We start from the raw sequence: 19,646 nt of genomic DNA on the forward strand, positions 1-19,646 counted from the left end.
ACTCATATCTGTATTATATGGAAAAGGGCATACTATACTCTATTGAAATGTCTTACACTTTCCTTACACTATTGTAAGGAACATCGTTTGAAGTATTTCCCTAATAAAAAATTTTTCTGTTCCAGCAACTTTTGTATTATTATTAAATAATACAAATTTTTATAAACAAAAATCAAAAAGGGGACGTTTTTCAGATGGCAATCTTGCAAGGTTTAGCACTACTACTCGTTGTACTATTTCTTTTTACACTTTTTAGCTTTCGTGCTCCTTACGGAATGAAGGCAATGGGAGCTCTTGCCAACGCTGCAATTGCAAGCTTTCTCATTGAAGCATTTCATCGCTATATTGGTGGCGAAATGTTCCACAACAACTTTTTACAATCTGTCGGTGAAGCTTCCGGTAGCATGAGTGGTGTCGCCGCTGCTATTTTAGTGGCACTCGCAATCGGTGTATCTCCTGTATATGCTGTTTTAATCGGTATTGCATGTAGTGGATTTGGAATCTTACCAGGATTTTTTGCTGGATATGTTGTTGCCTTTATCGTTAAATTTTTAGAAAAGAAACTACCAGCTGGTGTCGAATTTCTAGCAATTTTATTTGTTGCAGCACCGTTATCACGCGGTATGGCCATGCTTATGGACCCCGTTGTAAATGCAACGCTTGGAAAAATCGGCTCCATGATTTCAGTCGCTACCACAGAAAGTCCAATTATTATGGGGATTATGCTCGGCGGACTCATAACAGTTATTTCTACATCTCCATTAAGCTCCATGGCGCTAACTGCTATGCTTGGATTAACAGGTTTACCAATGGCAATTGGTAGTCTTGCAGTAGCAGCCTCTGCTCCAATGAACTTTATTTTCTTTAAACGTTTAAAGATTTGTTCCAAAAAAGATACGATTGCTGTAGCAATTGAGCCATTAACACAAGCCGATGTTGTAGCAGCAAATCCAATCCCTATTTACACGACAAACTTTGTCGGTGGCGCTCTTGCTGGTATTATTACGTCCTTATTCCAACTTGTAAATAACGCTCCTGGTACAGCATCACCAATTCCAGGACTTCTTGTTCTCTTTGGATTCAATGATATCGTGAAAGTAGCAATTGCAGCTGTATTATGCGGTATTGTTACCACAATCATTGGATATATAGGATCAATTATTTTCCGCAATTATCCAATTCGTTCCGCAGATGAAATTCGCGGTGTATCTTCAGAAGAAAAAGTAGCATAAGAAAAAGGAGCTAGTTCCATAGTATGGGACTAGCTCCTTTTCTTATACGTAACTTGTAGGTAGATGTCGAATTTTGCAGAAGCATCGATATATTCACCCATTCGGTCGATATATTTGAAAAAACGCCGATATATGGGGGCTGCAAGCCGCTTCCGCTTTTATTTTATCTAACTACGGCAGCTAGAATCTACGGCCATTTCACACTCTCGGTCGAGTGCTCCAACGACCTGCGATTCTGAGCAAGCTGCCTACGCTTTTATTTTACCCAACCGAGCAGCATTTCCCGCACGAATTTGCTTGCTGCGATTGGCGTTTGATCACTATGGTCATAGATAGGAGCTACTTCTACTAAGTCTGCTCCGACTACGTTTATATTTGAATTTGCAATTGCAACGATGGAATCTAATAGTTCTTTTGATGTGATACCACCAGCTTCTAATGTTCCCGTTCCAGGAGCATGTGCTGGATCTAATACATCAATGTCAATTGTGACATAAACAGGGCGTCCTGCTAGCGTTGGCAATACTTCCTTTAACGGCTCTAATACGTCAAATTTGTATAAATTCATGCCCACTTCTTTTGCCCACTGGAACTCTTCTTTCATACCAGAACGAATCCCGAAAGAATATACGTTTTCTGGACCAATTAAATCGCACACTTTACGAATTGGTGTAGAGTGGGATAAAGGCTCCCCTTCATATGACTCACGCAAGTCAGTATGAGCATCCATATGGATGATTGCTAAATCCGGATATTTTTTTGCCATTGCCTTAAAAATTGGCCAAGACACTAGGTGTTCACCACCAAGACCTAGTGGAAACTTATCGGCATCTAATAGTTTTGTTACATATTCTTCAATCATGTCTATGCTGCGCTGCGCATTCCCGAATGGAAGCGGAATATCACCTGCATCAAAATATTTTACTTCTTCTAGCTCACGATCTAAATATGGACTGTACTCTTCTAGTCCAATCGATACTTCACGAATACGTGCAGGACCAAAACGAGAACCTGGGCGATAACTTACTGTCCAATCCATTGGCATCCCGTAAATTACAGCCTCTGCATCTTCAAAACTTGGATGACTTTTAATAAATACTTTACCTGAATAAGCTTCATCAAAACGCATATTCTTTTCCTCCTTATATGGAACTTAAGGTATCCCAACCTTTCATTATTTCTCAAATTTGGAGCCACTTGCTCCTCTTTCTCGATTTAACACACTCTTCTCTTTACATTAGTGAAAAGATGATCTTTACGTAAAACAGCTTCAGCGACTAGCATGCTCGGTAGCTTTGCACCTTACACCTTGAGCGAGCCGCTTCCGCTTTTCTATTATCCAGCTACAGCGGCTAGAATGTTCGATGGCTTCGCGCCTTCCTCCGAGGCAAACTACGCCTCTCTGTCAGGAGCTCCATCCCTCTCTCATTCTAAACGAGCCGCTTCCGCTTTTTTTCTGTCCAGCTCCAATGCCCAGGACCTCGTGTCTAAAAACCTTCCACACAAGAAAGTAAAAACACTTTCTGTGTGAAAGAACTTTAGCCAATCGACCCTAAACGGGGCATTTCCGCTTTTCTATTTAATTAAATCCCCAACAAATTTTGGTAATGCGAATGCTGCTTTATGCAGTTCTTTTGTGTAATATTTCGTTTCGATTTCATGGAAACGCTCTTCGCTTACTTCTAATGGATCATGTTTTTTAGATCCAATTGTGAATGTCCAAAGTCCACTTGGGTACGTTGGAATGTTTGCTGTGTATAGACGTGTAATTGGGAAGATTTCTTTTACGTCTTTGAACACAGTTGAAATTAATTCTGGTGTGAACCAAGGGTTGTCCGTTTGCGCAACGAAAATACCATCTTCTTTTAACGCTTTAGAGATTCCAGCGTAGAATCCTTTTGTAAATAAGTTTACTGCTGGTCCTACTGGCTCTGTAGAGTCAACCATGATTACATCATATTCATTTTCGCTTTCTGCGATGTGTAAGAAGCCGTCTCCTACTTTCACTTCAACACGCTCGTTATCTAACGCCCCTGCAATTGTTGGTAAGTATTGTTTAGAGTACTCGATTACTTTTCCGTCGATTTCAACAAGCGTTGCTTTCTTTACGCTTGGGTGTTTTAACACTTCACGAATAACACCGCCATCGCCACCACCAACAACTAATACGTTCTCAGGATTTGGATGTGTAAATAAAGGTACGTGCGCTACCATTTCATGATAAACGAACTCGTCCTTCTCTGTCGTCATAACCATGCCATCTAAAATAAGCATGTTTCCGAATTCTTCAGTCTCAACCATATCAAGCTTTTGGAATTCTGTTTGCTCCGTATGTAATGTGCGGTTAATACGCGCCGTAATTCCAAAATGTTTTGTTTGTTTTTCAGTGAACCATAGTTCCATCGTACAATCACGCCTTTCGCTGCAAATTTATTATAGGGACATCATTAATGTCCCCTAACAAAAATAAAACAAAACATACAAAAAGTATAGTTAAAAGTACAAAAATACCGAAAATATATTTTAGTCAAATCGTTTTTGTTCGTGTATAAAGGAAATTACCTATGTAGTAACAAAGAAAACCCTTTCTTAAGAAAGGGTTTTTGTCTCTACTTTCATGGATTCACGAACAGGAATTAAAATCATAACACAGCCAACTAATACAACAATTCCTCCTACTAAAAATGGACTTTGTGGTGAAATCGTATGACCGATGATGCCGGATAAAATTGGTGCAATTGCTCCGCCTAACCAGCGAACGAAGTTGTATACACCTGATGTGATAGATCTTTCATAAGGTGAAATATCCATTACATAACTTGTATATAAAGCATTATTTAGCCCAGATGCTAATCCCGATAGGACGATAAGGACAATTTGTAACCACATCACCTTTACAAAGAATAGTGCAATTAAAAAGATCGCAAATACGAGTAAGCTATAGCGTAGTAATGTTTTTGGTTCATATTTCCCTTCTAATTTATGTGCTAATATAGCAGATCCATATGCTAACGCAAGTCCCCAGCCACAAAATACAAAACCAAGCTGAATTGCGGATAAATGCATAATAAGCGGTGAATAAGCTAGCACAACGAAAAATCCATAGTAATATAACATGCCTGAAATTGCACCTTGCATAAATGGTTTATATTTCACCAGGTTAAGTAATTCACTCATTCCGGCCGCTTTACGCTTCACTTTGCGCTCTGGTTCTTTTACAAAAAAGAAAACAAGAATAAATGCTGATAAAATTAAAATACTTGTCGCAAAGAATGGATAACGCCAAGAATATCCGCCTAATAAGCCCCCTAATAACGGACCGCCTGCCATACCTAAACCAATCGCTGCTTCATATAACCCTACTGCTTCATGCACTTCTTTACTTAAAGCGATTAATAATGTCATCGCTGTTGCGAAAAACATTGCATTCCCTAGGCCCCAGCCAGCACGAAAAATGGATAACTGCGCAATCGTTTGTGATAACCCACATATAAATGCAAATACTGTTACAATCGCTAAACCTGTTGTCATCATTCTTTTATCGCCAAAACGGGCTGCAAATACACCAGCTGGCAGCATCATAATTGCCATTGTCAAAATATAAGCTGTAAATAACATTTCTACCTGCCAATGCGTTGCACCGATTTTCTCAGCGATGATCGGCAAAATAGGATCGACTACCCCGATGCCTGAAAAAGCAAGGAAGGTAGCCAAAACTGTAATCATTCTCCCTAATCGTTGTTTGCTCTCCATGCACATCATTCTCCTCTTGTTTTTTCTAAAAATGTTGTTGCTCGTTGTAGACTATGCTCTAACTCTGCTTTGACGCGCTGCATTTGTATCATTTTTGCATCTAGTGTCTGCACTTGTTCCTTGAGCATATCTGCAATCTCTTGAATGACTTCACGATCACGTGGATTATCGCTGTTTCGTCTTTGCTCCATGCGCTCTTTTAATGATAAGAACTGTTGCATTTCTTGGAGAGTGATTCCTAATACTTCTTTTGCTTCCACAATTTTTTTAATGCGTGCAATGTCGGCATCCGTATAAAGGCGAATATTCCCTTCACTACGCTCCGGTGGATGAATTAAGCCAATTTCTTCATAATAACGAAGTGTTCGTTTTGTTAAGCCAATTTGTTTCGTTACTTCATCAATCTTATACATGTGTATTCCTCCCCTCATCACGTTATTACATTTTACGTTAACGTTAACTTTCATGCAACTGTTATACTTTTGTAAATGTTTGGCATATACATTGTATTTTTCTTGTAGCAGTTTCATAATGAAAGAAATGAGACGATAAGGAGATTTTCAAATGAAACAACCACTTATTTTTGCCCATCGCGGCGTCAAAGGAACACATCCAGAAAATACAATGATTGCGTTTCAAGAAGCAGAGCGCATTGGTGCCCATGGTATCGAGCTTGATGTCCACCTTTCAAAAGATGGTGAACTTATTGTCATTCACGATGAAACCGTTGATCGTACAACAAATGGAACTGGACTTGTTTCTGAAAAAACAGTAGCAGAATTACAGCTACTGGATGCAGGTAGTCATAAAGATATATCTTTTCACGAAGCAAAAATTCCAACATTACGTGAAGTGTTCATTTGGTTATCTACAACAAATTTACAACTTAATATTGAATTAAAAACAGATGTGATTCATTACCAAGGCATTGAAGAAAAGGTTATTGATCTTGTTCGTGAATACCATCTTTCCAATCAAATTATATTCTCCTCGTTTAATCATGATTCTGTTGCATTACTTGCACAGGTAGCACCTGAAATTTCAAGGGCGATTTTATACGATGAACCACTTGCCGATCCACTTGCCGAAGCAAAAAAAAGAGAAGCAAATGGACTACATCCGAATTTTAAACTATTAACAAAGGAATTCATCCAAACTGCACAGCAGCAAGGCTATGTATTCCGTCCTTATACAATCAATGAATACAACGACTTACAAACGATGATTGATTACGGCGTTGATGTCATTATTACAGACTGGCCAAATCGTGCTTTCGAGCTTCTTTCTTGAATGAAGAAGCTCTTTTTTCTTTTGTAGAAACCCTTCAAGTTTCACTTTATTGTTTAAAATATGAAAAAACCCTCAATACTAGTAAAAGTATATAATGAGGGGCTGAAAAAGATGGAGCAAACTGTAAATCCAAAGCATAAAAAATATATACGTCTTTTCCTCACCGCACTCTTTTCATGTGTTCTTTTTTTCGTTTTTGCTCTTTTTATTACGATTATCGTAGCGAAAATTATGGGACCACCCCCTGTTGCCGTTCCTCAAACAAGTGTCTTTTACGCTAACGATGACACAGTGATGGGACAAAATAATAGTATCCAAAAACGCTATAATGTCTCTCTTGATAGTATTTCTCCTTATGTAAGAGAAGCAACCCTTTCCATTGAAGACCAACGCTTTTACGACCATCACGGTTTCGATATGAAGCGCATTGCCGGTGCTGTACTTGCAGATATAAAAGCAATGGCAAAAGTACAAGGCGCTAGTACCATTTCGCAGCAATACGCTCGTAATTTATATTTAGATCACGATAAGACGTGGAAGCGAAAGTTGTTAGAAGCAATGTACACCATTCGCCTCGAAGTCAATTACAGTAAGAATCATATTTTAGAAGGATATTTAAATACGATTTATTACGGACATGGTGCTTATGGAATTGAAGCTGCCTCCCGCCTTTACTTCAATAAATCTGCTAGTCATTTAACCTTGGCAGAGGCAAGTATGTTAGCAGGCATTCCAAAAGGACCTAGCGTATACTCTCCCTATTTACAAGAAGAGCGAGCAAAAAACAGACAGCTACTCATTTTAAATGAAATGGTAGAACAAGGTTATATTACGAAACAAGAAGCAACTACTGCCCAAAATGAAAAACTTACTTTTGCTTCCTTAGAAAAGAAAGAAGTAGCAGAAATAGCACCTTATTTTCAAGATGCTGTGCGAGCTTCCCTTATTCACGATGTTGGGCTAAATGAGCAAACCATGCAGCGCGGTGGGCTTCGCATCTACACAACACTTGATCCAAAACTACAAAAAATTGCAGAACAAACAGTAAAAGATACAATTCCCGAAACAACAGATATCCAAACGGCACTTGTCTCTATGAATCCTAAAACAGGAGAAGTAGCTGCACTTGTAGGCGGAAAAGATTATAAAGCAAGCCAATTTAACCGAGCTGTCCAAGCGTATCGTCAGCCAGGCTCTACCTTTAAACCATTTTTATATTACGCTGCGTTAGAGAAGGGATTTACGCCAGCTACACGTTTAAAAAGCGAGTATACAGTATTTACGTTAGGTGATGGGGTCTCCAAATATAAACCCCAAAATTACAAAAACTATTATGCGGATGATTTTGTAACGATGACGCAAGCCCTTGCGGTATCAGATAACGTATACGCTGTGAAAACACATTTATTTTTAGGGGAGGACTCCCTTGCGAAAACTGCTAAGCAATTTGGCATTACGAGTTCATTAAAGGATGTACCATCACTTGCCCTTGGTACTTCTCCAGTAAAACCCATTGAAATGGTAAGTGCATACAGTATGTTTGCCAATGGCGGAAAACAAGTAAAACCAACATTTATTCGCCGCGTTGTCGATCATGAAGGAAATATTTTGTATGATGCGCATTTAGAAAATAAACAAATACTCGATAAAAGCAAAGCGTTTGTCATGCAAGAAATGATGACAGGTATGTTTAATAAAAAATTAAGCAGCTATGCCTCTGTGACGGGGCAATCACTCGTCCCAAAACTATCGCGCACATACGCCGGAAAATCTGGTTCTACAGAGACCGATAGCTGGATGATTGGCTTTACACCACAGCTTGTAACGGGTGTTTGGGTTGGCTACGATCAGCCCAAGTCTATTTCAAATCCAGCAGAACAAGGCTATGCCAAAACAATATGGGCCAATATGATGGAAAATGGGTTAGATGGGAAGCCAAAAAAAGAATTTAAACAACCAACTGACGTTGTTGCTGTAAATATTAATCCCGAAAACGGAAAAATTGCTACAAAAGGGTGTCCTGTTTCTGTCAAAATGTACTTTGTAAAAGGAACTGAACCAACTGAGTACTGTATGGATCATGTTGATGATAAAGAAGAATTCGATGAGGTAGTAAAGGATCAGAAAAAGGAAAACTGGTGGAAAAAGTATTTTCCGTGGTAATAGGATGCACAATTCACAAAGGAGCAGTTTCATCCCCTGCTCCTTTTCTATTTTCAAATGCTATATTTCGCTTCAGCAATCTTTATCATTAATAATCGCTAGTACTTGATGATCTTCCCACCTTCCATTAATCTTTACATTTTTTCTAGCAATACCTTCCCTATGAAATCCAACTTTCTCTAAAACATGAATGGATCCTTTGTTATGTGGCATAACCCCAGCTTCAATTCGGTGAAGCTTTAATTCGTAAAATGCATATGAAACAACAAGGCTAACCGCCTCTGTCATATATCCTTTTCCATTATGATGCTTATCTAAGTAGTAACCAATGAAACAATTTTGTAAAGGGCCTCGCAATATATCTGAAAGTGCAATATTTCCAATCAATTCTTCTGTTCCAATCAAGAAAATTCCAAATGAGTATTCTTGATCTAGCTTTCTCTTTTCATATTGTTTTCTAATTCGATCCTGCTGTCCTTCCAAAGTGTAAAATGCAGCATCTCGTAATGGTGTATACAGCTGGAAAAATTCTTGATTCCTCAATTCTACTTGTAACATCGCTTCAGCATCATACTCTTCAAGAACCTTCACAAAAACACGATTTCCCTTTATTTTCATTTTATATCGCCCCCTTTCCCTATCTTCCAGCACAAATAAAAAATCCCCTTCTATCGAAAGGGATTTTTGTTATTCTCCTAATAACGCATGATGTAACGCTTCACTAGATTCATTCCAGATAGCTTCGTTATGCTCTTTTAAAAACTTCCCAAGCACTTTTTTAGATGTTGCATCCATATGATCAACCATAATGTGACGCTTTAATGATTTATCCATCTTATTTACATGCTCAGGAAGTGATTTATAACCACGGCGAATTTCACGATCAACTGTCATTTCACAAGCTGTAACACCCGCATAGTACGCACCTGTTGCCGTTCTCTCAATTGTTACCCAAACAAGCCAGTACGGTTTTCCGTTTGGAACTTCTTCTTTGCTCTTTAAAAATTTAATCCCTTTTTCAACAGTGCTACGTGCATGCATCGCTCCAATATCAACAAATGCATTTTCTTCTGTAACATCAACGAAAACAGGTGAAATATTTTCTAAGCTTAACGCACCAACGCCAAAGCCACCGTGTCCATCTGTTGAATCATTTTTAACGATATTAAAACCGATTTTTTTCTTTTTTTCTGTCATATGTAAACTCCTCCTCACTCATGTATTACATTAGCCCAAATATAGGCGCAATTATACTTTGCAAAAACCCTAATACATATGGTATTACCACTTGGAAGATTGGTTGAATTGTATAACGGTCAAGCGGTGTAATAACAAGAATCAATAAAGCAATTGCTCCATATTTCTCATATTGCGTCATTTTTGCACGAACATTTGCCGGTGCTAAATCTTCAATAACACGATATCCATCAAGCGGTGGAATCGGTAATAAGTTGAAAATAAGTAAAACAATATTAAGAGTAATAAAAATTTGAAAGAATTGACGTAATGTATCTGCCACTGCAAATGGAATGGCATCTAATACCCCAAATCTTATTAAGCTGTACCAAATGATTAAGCCTATAGCACTTAAGATAAAGTTACTAATTGGCCCTGCAATTGACACTAAAACACCAGCAAGACGTGGTTTTTTAAAGTTATACGGATTAACAGGTACTGGTCGTGCCCAACCAAACCCAATGATTAATATGGCAATCATGCCAATAGGATCTAAATGAGACATTGGTGATAACGTTAAACGCCCTTGCTTTTTAGCTGTATCATCTCCAAACTTATATGCAACATATGCATGTGCGAATTCATGCACAGACAATGCAATAACAATAGCCATTGCTACTAACGGTATTTGGTGCAGTGGATATACAAAAAAATTCTCCATACTTCATCTCCTCTTCATTATGTCAAAAAAGAAAATATTTGTTTTTCTGATTGTTCTCTTTCAGAATCCGTTATAATAAGATGGTAACCTACATAAAAGGAGCGATATATATGCCATATGTAACAGTGAAAATGCTAGAAGGACGCACAGAAGAGCAAAAGAAAGCCCTTGCTGAGAAAGTAACAGCAGCAGTAAGCGAAACAACTGGTGCTCCAGAAGAAAATATCGTTGTCTTCATCGAAGAAATGTCTAAAAACCATTATGCAGTCGGTGGAAAACGCTTAAGCGACAAATAATTTCTATCTTCTAGAATAAGAAGCAGTCCTAGGGCTGCTTCTTATTCTTTTCCTTCTAATAACTGAATAATTTTCTCTTTATATTTTCCTTTTCGGCCATCTTCATAGATTAAATCATGCGGATAAAAGAGTTTTTGATCCGTTCTCTTTTTACCCGTAATCGCTTCTACAATATCAGATTCACGTGAAAGTTCACGAAGTTCTCCGTTTGGCATCAGAAGTAAAATCGGGAGACGCTCCTCTTCTTCCCCCGCACGGTAAAAGTCGTACGGCAAGTCCGATGTAGAATCAACCACTAAATAATACTCTGGATCTAAACCAATTTTCTTAAATAAACTACTTAATTCCGCCCAATTATTCAAGCCATGTTTCTCTGTAAACTCTACATATTTAAAAAGGTTTCGATTCATAAAGCGGCGGCACAAATCACTTAAAATAGCATCTTCTTCATCCTGCCATACTTGGAAGTAGTAATACATAACATTCTCATCTAACTTTATGTAATCCTCTACCGTTACTTCTTCTTCAAATAAAGAGTAAAAATGAACAGGATGATGTTTAAATGCATAATACTGCTTATGCAACATTTTTGCACGATGTAAGATTTTCGTTAAAATGACTTCTGCACTGCGTGTTACCGGATGGAAATACACTTGCCAGTACATTTGATAACGGCTCATAATATAATGCTCAACAGCATGCATACCGCTATTTTTAATAACGACTTGGTCTCCATACGGCCGCATGACACGTAATATACGCTCCATATCAAAGTTTCCGTATTTCACACCTGTAAAATATGCATCTCGTAATAAATAATCCATACGATCTGCATCAATTTGACTCGAGATCATACTAATCGCTAATTTATTGTCCGACGTTTTCGCAATGACATCTGCTACCTTTTGCGGAAACTCTTGATCAACACGGCTTAATACTGTATTGATTTCGGTGTCACCGACAATAATTTTTTGTGTAAACTTCTCATGATCTAATGAAAATACTTTTTCAAATGAATGAGAAAATGGGCCGTGTCCAACATCATGAAGCAATGCTGCACATAAACATAACAATCTATCTTCTGCATTCCATTCCGGTCTGCCATCAAATACATCATCAATCATACGACGAATAATTTCATATACACCTAATGAATGAGTAAAGCGACTATGTTCCGCACCGTGAAATGTAAAAAATGTCGTCCCAAGCTGCTTAATACGGCGCAGACGTTGAAATTCTTTCGTTCCGATTAAATCCCAAATCACGCGATCACGCACGTGCACATATTTATGTACTGGGTCTTTAAACACTTTTGTTTCGCTGAGTTTGTCGTTTAAATATACCATCGACTTCCCCCTTTCTTTACTTCATTCTTACTTTCATTATAAACGAAATAGGAAACAGAAAGAAACGAAAGACTATATAAAGTAAAACTTTTCTCAGCGAAGGGTCCTGCCCATTAGTGGTGGATAAATCAATAATTGTGCTGTATATAAAGAAAATCACCTTCGCCAAAGCGAAAGTGATTTTTCTTTATATTATTTTCCTAAAACGAAATCAGCAATTTCGTCTAAGATCATTTCTTTACCAAGTGGGAAGTACCCTTTGTTTAAATCTTCGTTTTTGATTGTAAACACTTTATTGTTCTTAACAGCGTTCATGTTTTTCCAAATTGTTTCTTCTTGGAATTCTTTTAAGCGTTGTGAACCATCACCTGTTGTAAATACGAATAAGTAATCTGGGTTGTAGTCAATTAATGCTTCTTTTTGTACTTGTACTAACGGCTTATCAGTTGGTGTACCTTTAACAGCTGGAAGTTTTAAGTCCTCAAACAATACGCTACCGTAACCGTAGTTACCGTATACACGGAATGCATTTGGATATGCTGCCATTTTCATGAACTTCGCATCACCAGTTTTTGCAACGATTTTATCATGTAACTTACTTGCTTTTTCGTCGTATTTCTTCAACCATGCCGTTGCTTCTTTTTCTTTACCAAAGATTTTACCTACTTCTTCAAACTTTGGACGCCATTGATCTAATGGAGTATTTAACATAACTGTTGGTGCAATCTTAGATAATTGATCGTAAATCTTTTCTTGACGGTTGTTCACAAGAATTACATCAGGTTTTGCAGCCGCTACGGCTTCAATATTGATTTTATCGCCCCAGGCAGAACCAACTGGCTTTACACCTTTTAATTTATCTGCAATATGTGCATCAATTTTCTCTTGAGATGTATTTGCAGTAATAATTGGCTTCATGCCAAAGATTAACAAGTCTTCTGTTGAACCACTAAGGTCAGCAATTTTCTTTGGGTTTGCAGGGATTTTAATTTCCCCTTTTGCGTGTTTTACAACGCGCTCTTCACTTTTCGCATCTGCCTTCTTTTCTTCTTTCTTATCGGAAGAACAAGCTGCAAATAATACAGACGTAATAACTAGTAAGCATGCTAGTAGCGTTACTTTAAATTTCTTCATATTTCCCTCTCCTTATGTATTGCATAATTTACTCTTGTAAGATAAAAACATCTATAAGAAACCACTATAAACAATAAATTTATATATACTTATTTATCGTTTAAAATGACCCATTCTAATGGGTGTTCAGTTTCCCACAGCTACTGAGAAACTCAACATCCATTAGAATCCCTCCCCCTATCAAGATGTTGAACCAATCGGGCTTTTACGGGTAGTTTATCCCCCACCTGACTTCTTCGCTTCCTGCCGAACTTTGGGGTGGGGGTATTACTGTCCGCGAATAGCGGGATACAGGGGAAAGACTTCATTTACGCTTGTTTACGTAGTTGTTTATTTATTATCGTTAAATCATACGTTAAGCAAATTGGTTTACAGTTTACAGGACATGGAACGATTTGTGCTTCAATTTCAAACACGTCACGAAGTGTTTCACACGTCATAACCTCATCCGGCGTCCCTTGCTTCATTAACTTTCCGCTCTTTAAAGCAATCATATGATCTGAAAAACGAGAAGCATGATTTAAATCATGAATAACCATAACAATTGTTCGGCCTTCTTCTTGATTTAATTTTTTCAATAAGTTTAATACTTCCAGTTGGTGAGCCATATCCAAGTATGTTGTCGGTTCGTCTAGCACAAGTAAATCTGTTCCTTGCGCAAGAGCCATCGCAATCCAAACGCGCTGACGCTGTCCACCTGATAGGGCTTCCGCTGGACGATTCGCAAACTCTGTCATCCCTGTCACTTCAAGTGCCCAGTGAATATAACGATAATCTTCTTCCCTTAACGTCCCAAAGCCCTTTTGATGTGGGAAACGGCCATATGATACAAGTTCAAATACAGTCAGACCGGTTGGCACTTCTGCAGTTTGTGGCAAAATCGCCATTTTCTTTGCGATTTCTTTTGTCGGCTGTTTCTCAATTGCTTTCCCATCAAGATAAACTGTACCTCGTTTTGCTTTTAAAATACGAGAAGCTGTTTTTAACAAAGTGGATTTTCCGCATCCGTTCGGTCCAATAATCGTTGTAATTTTCCCTTCCGGAATTTCAACTGACAATCCATCAATAATTAATCCTTCATTATAGCCAACAGATACTGAATCAACCGCTAAAGTTGCCATACAAAATGCCTCCCTTTATTTTGTTTTAATAAGTAAATAAATGAAATATGGTGCACCGATTACAGAAATAACAAGACCGACTGGTATTTCTGATGTCGTTAATACACTACGTGAAATCCAATCTGCAAACAATAGTAAAAACGTTCCAATTAGTGCGGCTGTCGGTAACATAATTTGATGCTTTCCTCCAACAAGGCGCCTTGCTAAATGCGGTGCCATTAAGCCGATAAAGCCAATCCCACCAGCAACAGCAACGGATGCTCCTGCTAAACAAACAGCAATAAATAATAGTTTACGTCTTTCCTTCTCTACATTTACACCAAGTCCGACCGCTGCTGCATCACCTAAATTCATAACATTTAATACGTGTGCTTTACGAATCGCAATTGGTAAAAAGATCAGCATCCATGGAAGTACACTCAGTACGAATTTCCAGTCTGTACCCCATAAGCTTCCCGCTAGCCAAATCGTTGCGAAGCGGAAATCATTCGATGTCATTTTCATTGAAAAAATTAAACTAACAGCGCTAAATCCCGCTGCTACTGCAATACCTACAAGAATTAAACGGGTAGGTGAAACACCATCTTTCCATGCTAATGCATAAATAATAACCGCTGCCAGTACTGCACCCACCAAAGCGAAAAATGGAAGGATAAATACGGATAGAAGGGAACCAGTTCCCACTTTTCCAAAAAAGAAATATACGAATACAACAACCGTTAATCCTGCTCCGGCGTTAATTCCGATGATTCCTGGATCAGCAAGTGGATTTCGTGATAACCCTTGCATAATCGCACCTGATACAGCTAACGCTGAACCGACTAGTATAGCAATGACCATACGCGGCATCCGAAATTCAAATAAAATGACTGACTGATCTTCTGCCCCAAGCCCAACTAACGATTTCAATACGTCCATTGGTGGGATTTTAAACGTTCCTGTATTTAAACTTATAAGAAAAACTGCAAAAATTAAACAGGTTAAAATCGTTACGATTGAAACATTCTTTTTTGTTAAGACGCTTGTCCTCACATTTTCCCTCTCCCTTCATTACGTGCTAAGTAGAGGAAGAATGGAACGCCAATTAGTGCTGTAATCGCCCCGATTGGTGTTTCAAACGGCGGATTAATAATACGAGATAACATATCCGCACATTCAATTAACAATCCACCTAATATAGCAGAACATGGAATAACCCATCTATAATCTGATCCGACAAGAAAACGCGTCATATGCGGAATCACAAGCCCAACAAATCCAACCGACCCTGCCATAGATACTGCAGAACCTGTTAAAACAAGAACAAGTACAGTTCCGATAAATTTAATCAGTGTTGTATTTTGTCCAAGTCCAATTGCAATTTCTTCACCAAAACTTAGAATTGTAATGTATCGCGACATCATAATTGCAAGAAGAAGACAAACAAGTCCGATTGGTAATAGCATATTAATGCTTTCCCACTTTACGCCAGCAACGCCACCCGCATTCCACATACTCACTTCTTGAGCAAGGTTGAAATACAAAGCAATACCAGATGAAATTGCTCCTAATAAGGCACTGATTGCTGCCCCAGCTAATGCTAGTTTAACAGGTGTTAATCCACTTGGTGAAGCTGCTCCAATTCCGTATACAATACTTGCGCCAAATGCTGCTCCGATAAAAGAAGCAATTACAAACATTAAATACGGGGAATTCGGGAAAAATGCATACATAATCGCAATCCCAAATACGGCCCCATCCGTAATCCCCATTAATGATGGAGATGCAAGTGGATTTCGCGTCATACCTTGCATAATCGCGCCTGATACAGCTAAAAAGGCTCCAGCAACAACACCACCAATTGCCCTAGGCATACGAAGCTCTTGAATTACATTATGATGCGTCACAGACCCATCAAACTGAAACACAGCTTGCCATACCGTTTTCAAACTAATATCTGCTGCTCCAAATGAGATTGACATAGCCATACTTAAGGCCAATAAGATTGTACCAGCTATTAATATAATAGTGGCAACAAGCGGCCGACTCTTAATATCTTTCGCATTTACTTCTTGTTGTTCTATCTTCCTCGCACTTGCTTCCATCCCTCAACCATCCTAATCCAAAGCATATATTTAATAAAATGAGATTTATTCTCAAGAAAAAACAAAAATAAAATTGGGTTTATCTACCCAATTTGATAATGATTCTCAGAATCACACTTTCTATTCTACATATTGGCATAAAAGACTGTCAACCATTATTTTGTAATATAAAACTTATGTGCTTTACACGAAATCGATGCCACAAAATAAAAAGAATTCGTTGTAAAAATCATCTTATGCAACCAACTTACCTTCTACTCTTCATTATATTAAGATAAGGATTTTTCATTAAAAATAAAAAAGAAGAGCAATATATTCGCTCTTCTTTTCCTTATTTATTTAATTTTGTTTCAATTTTTTTAAGTAGTTCATCTTCATTTGGTGCTGCAACCGGACGGTTATTGACAAAAGCGAATGATTTTTTACGACCTGGACCACAATAAGATTGGCATCCAACTTCAATGTCTGCACATGAATCTATCTTTTTCAAACGAGGTATCAACGTCTTAATATTCGTTGCCTGACAATCATCACACACACGAAATTCGTTTCCCATTATTATAACACTTCCTCTATTTTAAACTTTTCACAAGTACATTTAACAACAAACACTAAATGGTATTTTACCGCTCTTTGGGACGGGATGCAAGTTTTCCTATACCGCTATTTACCTGTAATATCTTCTTGTATCCCCATATAAAACACTCATTTTTTCCAATTAATCTTTCCCTTACTTCTCCGATTAATCCGTATACCGCATACAACCGAAGTTTCACTTTATCCATGTCAAGATTCAAAAGAGGCAAAAAGGTTAGATGGAGGATTACTGCCCGTAAAAGCCCGATTGGTGAGGACTAACCATAAGTGGAAGAAAAAAACCTCCACTTATGAAGGTTTCACTTTATCAAAATCTACCATATTTTTAAAAGCTTTGTATAAAAGCAATTTCTTTTGTCCATTATAAAAATAGGAAGTTCATAAAAAGAAAGGGAGCTGAATCTATGAAAGTAAGACAAGATGCTTGGACTGACGAAGACGATTTATTACTTGCTGAAACCGTACTACGTCATGTTCGAGAAGGAAGTACCCAATTAAATGCATTTGAGGAAGTTGGCGATCAGTTAAATCGCACATCAGCTGCTTGCGGTTTTCGCTGGAATGCTGTTGTTCGTTATAGCTATGAGCAAGCATTGCAGCTAGCGAAAAAACACCGAAAAGATAAAATGCGTGCTGCTGGTGGTGAACAAGCAAAAAAACGACTTCTCTATACCCCTCCAGCTTCAGCGGTAATTACAGTTGATAAAGAGCCAATTACGCATGAACTGCATGAGCCTATTCAGCGTACAGAACCAGTTGCATCTAAAAGTGCTATGACTATGCAAGATGTCATTTATTTCTTACAAACGGTAGGATCTTCAAATGTAAAAATATCCGCCCTTGAAAATGAGAATACGAGATTAAAACAAGAAATCACTTCATACATGCTTCGAAATGATGAATTAGAAAAGAAACTGGAAAAGATAGAACAACAATCCCACACGGTACAGGAAGATTACGAAACACTCATGAATATTATGAACCGTGCTCGTAAGTTAGCACTAATGGATGATGAAGAACGTACCCAAACATCATTTCGCATGGATCGAAATGGAAATTTAGAAAAGATTGCAGAATAAAAGGATGCGGTGAACGCATCCTTTTATTTTTATTTTGACTTTATCTCTACCATATGGGCTTCTTCCACTTTAGAATCTCTCTTTATATCTGGAAAAATCTCTTTTTTCGGATTTTCTTTAAACTCTACTACCCCAATTGTTTTTACAGGTGCACTAATTGCTGAATATACTGTATCACTTACAACCGCATACATATCTGTATATTTACGTGCATCGCCGATAATAACATTACCTTCATATTTCATTTTTTTCCCGTTAATTGTTACATCATTCTGCTCGGTTTTCGCAAATACAATCCCTGTATCATCAGAAACAGATGGTAATGTTTCAATTGGCTTCACATTGTCCCCATCTACTTTTCTCAGTATTTTTTCTTTCACAAGCTTGTCTGCTGTCGTTTTATTTATAATTAACACCTTTTGATCATTGAATTTATCAAATTTCGCCTCATATTTATTTTGAGACTCAATTTCTTTTTGATGCTTCTCTATTGTTTGTTGTAGGACTGCATCATCACCATACATAATTACACCGTTTGCTTGCGGAGCAATCATATCCATAATTGAACAACCACTAAATACTACAGCTGAAAGTGCCGCTACAAATCCTAATTTTACTTTTTTCATTTATATTCCTCCTAAACGATAATTGCTCCTTCCATTTTAACCACCAAAGTCGCCCTTACCAATTTAGTTTCCTTACAGGAACATTACAATTCCGTAAGGTTCTTTTCACAACCATCCTCCCTCAGCTCTCTTTTTTGTTATAATAAAGATTGTCATTTTATAGATAAGGGGTTAGTTACATGAGCGATTCCCGTTCGATTTTATCTCAACCAGAGTGGCGCATTGTTGATCAGTCTAGTTTAGGATCAACCTTTCATGCCCTGCAGTCATTCGCAATGGATGACACGCTATGCACGACAGTTGGAAATGGTACATCCGCTGCAACAATGCGCTCTTGGGTTCATCACAATACAATTGTTCTTGGCATTCAAGATTCACGCCTTCCTCATTTAAGTAAAGGGATTTCTTTCTTACAAAGCAACAACTTCAATGTCATCGTCCGAAATTCAGGTGGCCTTGCTGTCGTACTAGATGAAGGTGTTTTAAATGTATCACTTCTATTTCAAGAAACAGAAAAAGGAATTGATATTGATCTTGGATATGATACGATGTGGCATTTAATTAAAGAAACGCTAAAAGATTACGATGTCAATATAGAGGCGAAAGAAATTGTCGGCTCTTATTGTCCTGGAAGCTATGATTTAAGCATCGGTGATCAGAAATTTGCTGGTATTTCACAGCGCCGCATTCGCGGAGGGGTTGCTGTACAAATTTATTTATGTGCAACAGGAAGCGGCTCTGAACGCGCGGCACTTGTTCGTGATTTTTACAACTTAGCAATTCAAGGAGAAGAAACAAGGTTTACGTATCCTGAAATTGTTCCAAGTACAATGGCTTCTTTATCTGAATTACTTGGTGAAACAATTACAGTTCAAGATTTAATGATGCGTCTCTTACAAACATTGCAGCACTTTACGCCGCAATTAACACCATCACAGCTAACAATAGACGAGGTTCCGTTATATGAACTTCACTTGCAGCGTATTATTGATCGGAACAACAAAGCACTCATTCTTGAGAAATAACAA

General features: G+C 38.0%; 20 protein-coding genes. 6 read left to right on the plus strand and 14 right to left on the minus strand.

From position 1 onward, the window contains the following. Positions 1-194: 194 nt before the first annotated feature. Positions 195-1,232: a PTS sugar transporter subunit IIC gene (locus QRE67_RS25330; RefSeq protein ID WP_286122903.1), complete on the plus strand. Its 1,038-nt coding sequence runs from the start codon at positions 195-197 to the stop codon at positions 1,230-1,232. A gap of 256 nt (positions 1,233-1,488) precedes the next feature. Here the strand turns inward: QRE67_RS25330 and speB are convergent, their stop codons facing one another. From speB to QRE67_RS25350, 4 genes are all read right to left on the minus strand, one after another. After that, the gene (speB, locus tag QRE67_RS25335; protein ID WP_286122904.1) at positions 1,489-2,361 is read right to left on the minus strand and encodes an agmatinase; all 873 of its coding nucleotides are present in this window, start codon (positions 2,359-2,361) and stop codon (positions 1,489-1,491) included. A 446-nt stretch (positions 2,362-2,807) separates the two neighbouring features. Beyond that, positions 2,808-3,635: a polyamine aminopropyltransferase gene (speE, locus tag QRE67_RS25340; RefSeq protein ID WP_286122905.1), complete on the minus strand. Its 828-nt coding sequence runs from the start codon at positions 3,633-3,635 to the stop codon at positions 2,808-2,810. Between the two features lie 186 nt (positions 3,636-3,821). Then, positions 3,822-4,985, minus strand: coding sequence for an MFS transporter (locus tag QRE67_RS25345; RefSeq protein ID WP_286122906.1), 1,164 nt, complete (start codon positions 4,983-4,985; stop codon positions 3,822-3,824). A gap of 5 nt (positions 4,986-4,990) precedes the next feature. Then, positions 4,991-5,398 (minus strand): MerR family transcriptional regulator, encoded by a 408-nt coding sequence (locus QRE67_RS25350; RefSeq protein ID WP_286122907.1) that lies wholly within the window; start codon positions 5,396-5,398, stop codon positions 4,991-4,993. Between the two features lie 151 nt (positions 5,399-5,549). On the opposite strand from QRE67_RS25350, the gene QRE67_RS25355 reads away from it, so the two are divergent. Together QRE67_RS25355 and QRE67_RS25360 are read left to right on the plus strand one after the other, a co-directional pair. Further along, positions 5,550-6,275: a glycerophosphodiester phosphodiesterase gene (locus QRE67_RS25355; RefSeq protein ID WP_286122908.1), complete on the plus strand. Its 726-nt coding sequence runs from the start codon at positions 5,550-5,552 to the stop codon at positions 6,273-6,275. Between the two features lie 111 nt (positions 6,276-6,386). Then, positions 6,387-8,438 carry a transglycosylase domain-containing protein gene (locus QRE67_RS25360; protein ID WP_286122909.1) on the plus strand — a complete coding sequence of 684 codons (2,052 nt, stop codon included), beginning with the start codon at positions 6,387-6,389 and terminating at the stop codon, positions 8,436-8,438. Between the two features lie 72 nt (positions 8,439-8,510). Here the strand turns inward: QRE67_RS25360 and QRE67_RS25365 are convergent, their stop codons facing one another. The 3 genes from QRE67_RS25365 to QRE67_RS25375 form a co-directional block, all read right to left on the minus strand. After that, positions 8,511-9,056 (minus strand): GNAT family N-acetyltransferase, encoded by a 546-nt coding sequence (locus QRE67_RS25365; protein ID WP_286122910.1) that lies wholly within the window; start codon positions 9,054-9,056, stop codon positions 8,511-8,513. Between the two features lie 69 nt (positions 9,057-9,125). Continuing rightward, a complete protein-coding gene (locus tag QRE67_RS25370) occupies positions 9,126-9,635 on the minus strand; it encodes a YwhD family protein (RefSeq protein WP_286122911.1) in 510 nt (169 codons plus the stop codon). A 25-nt stretch (positions 9,636-9,660) separates the two neighbouring features. Next, entirely contained in the window at positions 9,661-10,335 is a 675-nt protein-coding gene (locus tag QRE67_RS25375; protein ID WP_286122913.1) for a site-2 protease family protein, read from the minus strand. Between the two features lie 110 nt (positions 10,336-10,445). Here QRE67_RS25375 and thmT point away from each other — a divergent pair, with 110 nt between their 5' ends. Further along, positions 10,446-10,631 (plus strand): 2-hydroxymuconate tautomerase, encoded by a 186-nt coding sequence (gene thmT / locus QRE67_RS25380; RefSeq protein WP_001147171.1) that lies wholly within the window; start codon positions 10,446-10,448, stop codon positions 10,629-10,631. Positions 10,632-10,672: 41 nt separating this feature from the next. Here thmT and QRE67_RS25385 read toward each other — a convergent pair whose 3' ends face one another. The 6 genes from QRE67_RS25385 to QRE67_RS25410 form a co-directional block, all read right to left on the minus strand. Further along, on the minus strand, positions 10,673-11,977 hold the full coding sequence (locus QRE67_RS25385) for an HD domain-containing protein (RefSeq protein WP_286122914.1): 1,305 nt from the start codon (positions 11,975-11,977) through the stop codon (positions 10,673-10,675). Between the two features lie 192 nt (positions 11,978-12,169). Then, positions 12,170-13,111, minus strand: a complete 942-nt coding sequence (locus tag QRE67_RS25390) for an ABC transporter substrate-binding protein (RefSeq protein ID WP_286122915.1) — start codon at positions 13,109-13,111, stop codon at positions 12,170-12,172. Between the two features lie 308 nt (positions 13,112-13,419). Next, entirely contained in the window at positions 13,420-14,232 is an 813-nt protein-coding gene (locus QRE67_RS25395) for an ABC transporter ATP-binding protein (protein WP_286122916.1), read from the minus strand. A gap of 15 nt (positions 14,233-14,247) precedes the next feature. Beyond that, positions 14,248-15,264, minus strand: a complete 1,017-nt coding sequence (locus tag QRE67_RS25400; RefSeq protein ID WP_286122917.1) for a FecCD family ABC transporter permease — start codon at positions 15,262-15,264, stop codon at positions 14,248-14,250. Then, positions 15,261-16,316, minus strand: coding sequence for a FecCD family ABC transporter permease (locus QRE67_RS25405; protein WP_286122918.1), 1,056 nt, complete (start codon positions 16,314-16,316; stop codon positions 15,261-15,263). The genes QRE67_RS25400 and QRE67_RS25405 overlap by 4 nt, the downstream gene beginning before the upstream one ends. 331 nt (positions 16,317-16,647) lie before the next feature. Beyond that, positions 16,648-16,872 carry a YuzB family protein gene (locus QRE67_RS25410; RefSeq protein ID WP_286122919.1) on the minus strand — a complete coding sequence of 75 codons (225 nt, stop codon included), beginning with the start codon at positions 16,870-16,872 and terminating at the stop codon, positions 16,648-16,650. Positions 16,873-17,317: 445 nt separating this feature from the next. Between QRE67_RS25410 and QRE67_RS25415 the strand changes: the two genes are divergently transcribed. Next, a complete protein-coding gene (locus tag QRE67_RS25415; protein ID WP_286122920.1) occupies positions 17,318-17,992 on the plus strand; it encodes an RsfA family transcriptional regulator in 675 nt (224 codons plus the stop codon). Positions 17,993-18,021: 29 nt separating this feature from the next. Here the strand turns inward: QRE67_RS25415 and QRE67_RS25420 are convergent, their stop codons facing one another. Next, on the minus strand, positions 18,022-18,618 hold the full coding sequence (locus QRE67_RS25420) for a lipoprotein BA_5634 family protein (RefSeq protein WP_286122921.1): 597 nt from the start codon (positions 18,616-18,618) through the stop codon (positions 18,022-18,024). 179 nt (positions 18,619-18,797) lie between these two features. Between QRE67_RS25420 and lipL the strand changes: the two genes are divergently transcribed. Continuing rightward, a complete protein-coding gene (gene lipL / locus QRE67_RS25425; RefSeq protein ID WP_286122922.1) occupies positions 18,798-19,643 on the plus strand; it encodes an octanoyl-[GcvH]:protein N-octanoyltransferase in 846 nt (281 codons plus the stop codon). Positions 19,644-19,646: the final 3 nt, after the last annotated feature.

Origin of the sequence: Bacillus sp. DX3.1 (assembly GCF_030292155.1) — a bacterium.
Lineage (GTDB): Bacteria > Bacillota > Bacilli > Bacillales > Bacillaceae_G > Bacillus_A.